This window comes from Nostoc foliaceum FACHB-393 (genome assembly GCF_014698505.1).
In the GTDB taxonomy this organism is placed as follows: domain Bacteria; phylum Cyanobacteriota; class Cyanobacteriia; order Cyanobacteriales; family Nostocaceae; genus Nostoc; species Nostoc foliaceum_A.
This window is the reverse complement of sequence record NZ_JACJTD010000148.1, coordinates 1-5037: the sequence shown is the minus strand read 5'-3', so window position 1 is coordinate 5037 and position 5037 is coordinate 1. Positions and strand designations below refer to the sequence as shown.

The window sequence follows — 5037 nt, the reverse complement described above, 5'->3', positions numbered from 1 at the left end:
CCCCCCTCGTAATGATTATCATTTTTATAATGAGTGAGATTTAATTTCCTCAAAGCCTTATGTAGTTTGAGTCTTGGCGTATTTCACCCTGATTCAGGCTCGTCAATATTTAGATGCGTTTGCCCTGCACCACCCTGTTTACCATTGAACACTCGTAATTTTATAAATACACCTAAAAATCCGAAATATTGTGCAGTTAGGCTGTATATTACAGTGTTACTACTAAATTTAAGTGCAAGCTAATGGTAGAACCTCTAACGGCAGCAGTGATTGTCTCTTTATTTTTCTCAGAGGCAATTAAAGAAGGTGGAAAAGCTTTAGGTAAAGGTGCGGCTGATACATTTACGCTTCTAATAAAGACCATACGTGAAAAGTTTAAAGCAGAGGGAACAGAAGGGCTACTGACTCGCGCACAAAATCAACCTACAGAAGTGAATAAGACAAAGCTACAAGATGAACTGCAAGCCCAAATCGATGCTGATGAAGCGTTTGCTCAGAAACTTAAGGAACTAGTCGAGCAGCTACAAGCACAAGATGAAAGGATACGTCAGGTAGTTCTGAGTGAGATTGAATTAACTGGTGATTTAAAAGCCAAAGACATCAGCCAGAAAGCCACGCGAGGTATCTCAATTAAGCAGGAAATGCTCAAGCAGGTAAAAGCTCAAAATATTGAGTTGGGCAACTTAAACCAAGAAGCTTAAAGCTATGACTAGCAAGACAGAACCAAGTATTCGGCAGCAAGCTGAAAATTCAACGCTTTCTGATGGAATACAAGAAATTCAAGCTAGCAACAATATTCAACTCTAAGGAAATAGTAAGTTGGCTGTACAAAAAAATATTTGAGAATGTTCAGGTTATTGGTAACATCAAAATAAAGAATATTACTTAGACTGAGCAAACTGTAAACCATTTAGGTGATATTCCTAAACTAACAGGTATCCCCAAAAGATTCCCCCCATTTTGGGGTAATGTTAGGGCAGTTGTTAGGAAGCGCCAACTAATCTGAAAGTCTTCTTGAACAAAGCTTTTAATCCGTAGACTCTAAATTAGTCTTCACTCTCAAAAAGTTCCGGTTTGTACTGGAGCATTAATAAAGAAGCAACTGGCAAATATATAGCTTAATTCGTGAGTTCAAGGTAAAACTATGAATAATAATGATGATTATAAAACTAATATACAACAGGATGCTTTTAAGAACATTCAAGCAACTTCGGTAAGCATTGGTTCTATTAATCAAAGTGCCCAGAACTTTTTTAAACTCCAACCTCATGAATCTAATATTACTTCTCGGAGAGAGCTACTAAAGCACTTAAAAGGTAAAGTTGAAGGTTGGAAAGAGGATTATTTATATAATAATGAGTGGCTGCAACCACTATTACAAGACAGAGATGAACTTGTTGCATCCTCTAACAGCAGAGAAAAGGGAATACCTGGAAAATCTCATTCTCAGCAGTTTTTGCAGATTAGCATCAAGGAGTTTTTTAAAAAAGAAAGAATCACTGGTAGACTCTTAATTTTAGGAAATCCAGGAGCAGGAAAAACAGCAGCAAAAATGCAGATTGCTGAAGAACTGATAATTTGTGCTGAAAATAATTACAGTGAACCTATCCCATTTTGGTTTGACCTTTCTTCTTGGAATGAACAATCTCTTGAAAACTGGCTGATAGCTGAACTAAGAAAGGAGTACGGTTATTATCAAAAATTTTGGAAAAAATTACTCAGAAATCATCAAATATTGCCAATGCTGGATAATTTAGACCAACTCAAACTACCTCGTCAAGTTAAATGTATTACAGCAATTAATGATTTCCTCAAAAATGATAAGTTAATTCCTCTAATTGTTTGCTGTCGTCTTGAGGGATACAATCAATTTTATCAGCTAGCTCTAAATGGAGCAGTGTGCTTACAACCTTTGTCAGAACAACAAGTTCAAGATTACTGTGTAAAAGTGAAGAATATTGCTCTTTTAGAAACTATCAGTAAAGACTCGAATTTATTAAATTTTGCAAAAACACCATTTTTTTTATATTTGATCAACTTTGCGTATCAATCAATTAACATTGATAAATGGCAAAAACTAGACTCTGATGAACAACGTATTTACTACTTGTTTGATGTTTTTATAGATAAAAATAATGAAGAGGCGTTGAGTCATGCAAGAGGCTGGTATCAATTACAAATTATTTATAAAACAAAAGCAAGATTATCTTGGTTAGCTAAGAAACTAAAAGAACATTCTTATACATACTTCCTAATTGAAAATATCCAGCCTAGCTGGTTACATAATGAAAATCAAAAAGTACGATATCGTTTATTTGTTGCATTAATGATTACATTGTTTAGTTTCCCAATGTGTCTAATTATATCTGGGTTAATGCTTATGGCTTTTGGGAAAGCACAAGAGTCTATAGTAGAGGCTGTGAGAGATGTAAGAAATATTTTGCCGATAGTAATTTCAATTTCATTTGTTACAACTATACTTTTAGCTGCAATGATAGAGTTTCTAGGCTTAACAAAAGAAATAAAGCCAGTTGAAACGCTTAAATTACCAGGTCATGAATTAATTGAAGCATTGAGGTTGGCTCAAATTAAAGAACGGTGTGTAACGGCGATTTCTTTATCATTGACACAGAAAATACCTATGAATGACAATAGCCAACAATTAATACTATTTATTCAGCAGTGGACATATAGCATTTTGGGATGGATATTGAAGGTATTTATTGGTTGGTTTCTGCCACCAATTGCATTATTACGTGGACTATTGATTGGATTAACTGGACCAAACATAGCGCTAAAAAAAAGAGCTTTCCCCAATCAAGGCATTCATCAATCATTAAGAAATACTGTACCTTATGCTTTAATCTTTGGATTGCTAGGATTGATATTTGGAGTGAGTTTAAAACTGTATGAATATTATTTTAATAAATCTGCAAATTTTGTTTTACCTCATAATAGTATAAGCTTTTGTATGTTTTTTGCATCACTAGGAGTAGTGCTTGGAATACTGTACACAGGTTTACCTGTAATTCAACATTTTGCACTTCGCTTAGTTCTTTCTCAAGATGATTTATTTCCTTTTAAATATGCTGATTTTCTCGAACATACAAAAAAATATCGCTTAACACAAACATACGGTGGCCGCTATTCTTATATTCATGATTTGTTGCGAGATTATTTTGCAAATTTACGGATCGATGGTGGTTAAGAGAGCAAGCTTTTTTCATGGAAGATGGACATGACTCAACTTACAAAGTGACCAAATATACTGGTGTCTTCCTTTTTCCTTCCTAATAGCTATCATGGGTTAACATGTTATAAATTTCGGAAACGCATTCTACAAAAGAGCCATTACGTGTAATTACTCCCTATATATATTGATCTTACGTGATCGCTTTTTTGGCATTGAGCCAAAAATCCGCTAATTTCCATTTAGATATTACAGAGAAGAGCATATACTCTGAACTGTAGGAGCCAGCTTGAGTAAGAAAGCCAGTTCAAAAACGGCTTTCTTGTCAAGGCTGGGAATAGCTTTTAGTAAAGGTTTCAAGTGCCAGTGCTGCGAAACTTCCTTGCTCGGTCGAGGCTAGAGTTACCTTATTAATTACGCTAGTAGCATAACAACTTCCTTGCAGCAGACTGTCGAGTACTGCAAACGATCACAGAAAATGCGTAACTGAATTTATATCATTAAAAGGAAAATAAAGCGCTACCACAACCAAACTTAAAGGCTGAAAGTACATGAAGATTTTGGTCATTGGCGGCACAGGGTTTATCGGTCTGCACGTTGTTTGCAAACTTGTTCAATTAGGGCATCAAGTCACGGTATTCCATCGAGGTGTAAAATTAAAGCATCGAGCAACGGTATTTCATCAGGGAGCGACACCCTCCCATTTGCCGCCAGAAGTAAACTACATCAGTGGTGATCGACATCATCTAGAAGACTATCGGCATGAGTTTCAACAACTTGCGCCCGAAGTAGTGTTAGACATGATTGCACTGACTGAGGCTCATGCTCTCCTAACGATGGAGACATTTAGGGGTCTGACTCAAAGAGTTGTAGCAGTCAGCAGCATAGATGTCTATCGCGCTCGTGACATAATTTGGAAACGAGAAACGGGACTGATTGATCCAGTTCCACTAACAGAGTCAGCACCCTTACGGTCACAGTTCTATCCGTATCGAGACTCAGCCGACAAAGATTCAATCGTTCCGCCGGATTATGACAAGATTTTGGTTGAACGAGTCATCATGGGCGATTCTCACATTGAAGGCACCATCATAAGATTGCCGATGGTTTACGGAGAAGGAGATTATCTACATCGCTTTTATCCTTACTTAAAGCGAATGGATGATCATCGTCCTGCTATTGTTTTAGAAGAAGGTTATGCTTACTGGCGTGGTAGTTACGGCTATGTTGAAAACGTAGCGGCAGCCATTGCTCTGGCAGTTATAGATCACCGTGCTAAAGGACAAATTTACAATGTTGCTGAACTAGCAGGGCTATCGGAAGCAGAGTTAGCTAAAACTATTGGGCGGATTGTCGGTTGGAGTGGAGAGATTGCCGTTATACCTAAAGCTCAGATACCAGAGTTGTCGCAATTACCGTTCAATTTTGAGCAGGATTGGTTATTAGACTCTACTCGCATTCGTGAAGAGTTAAATTATGCTGAACCAATTGACCAGAACGAGGCATTCAGACGAACCATTGATTGGGAGAGATTAAATCCACCGGAGGCATCCCACACAAGTGATCTTTTAGATTACGAGACAGAAGATGCGATTTTAGCATTGATATAGTAGTGCAGCAACTGCAAAGTATGTACTGTACTCTGAGGTTATTCTTGGCAGCCCCCAGAAAGACCACATCAATCATCTGTTCAAATCCCAAAATTTTTGGGAACACTAAGTGTTGCGGCTCGCAAACATAAACGCTCCGGCTTGCAAACAAGAAAATTGTTGGCTCAAATTAATTGCAAATAAAATTACACTTCGGCTCACATTATTTGCAAACAGGCTCATTATTATTTGCAACGG

3 protein-coding genes are annotated in these 5037 nt (G+C 37.2%); all 3 read left to right on the top strand.

Going from position 1 to position 5037, the window contains the following annotated elements; genetic code table 11:
- The first annotated feature begins 242 nt into the window (after positions 1-242).
- The 3 genes from H6G92_RS38140 (at position 243) to H6G92_RS38130 (ending at position 4800) form a co-directional block, all read left to right on the top strand.
- Entirely contained in the window at positions 243-701 is a 459-nt protein-coding gene (locus H6G92_RS38140) for a hypothetical protein (RefSeq protein WP_190901970.1), read from the top strand.
- Between the two features lie 443 nt (positions 702-1144).
- Entirely contained in the window at positions 1145-3208 is a 2064-nt protein-coding gene (locus tag H6G92_RS38135) for a hypothetical protein (RefSeq protein WP_190901968.1), read from the top strand.
- Positions 3209-3741: 533 nt separating this feature from the next.
- Complete coding sequence (locus H6G92_RS38130; RefSeq protein ID WP_190901966.1) at positions 3742-4800, top strand: NAD-dependent epimerase/dehydratase family protein; 1059 nt, start codon at positions 3742-3744, stop codon at positions 4798-4800.
- Positions 4801-5037 lie beyond the last annotated feature (237 nt).

Excerpts from the sequence above, each read along its gene's own strand:
- H6G92_RS38140 (WP_190901970.1), top strand. The coding sequence starts at position 243 with ATGGTAGAACCTCTAACGGCAGCAGTGATTGTCTCTTTATTTTTCTCA.
- H6G92_RS38135 (WP_190901968.1), top strand. The coding sequence starts at position 1,145 with ATGAATAATAATGATGATTATAAAACTAATATACAACAGGATGCTTTT.
- H6G92_RS38130 (WP_190901966.1), top strand. The coding sequence starts at position 3,742 with ATGAAGATTTTGGTCATTGGCGGCACAGGGTTTATCGGTCTGCACGTT.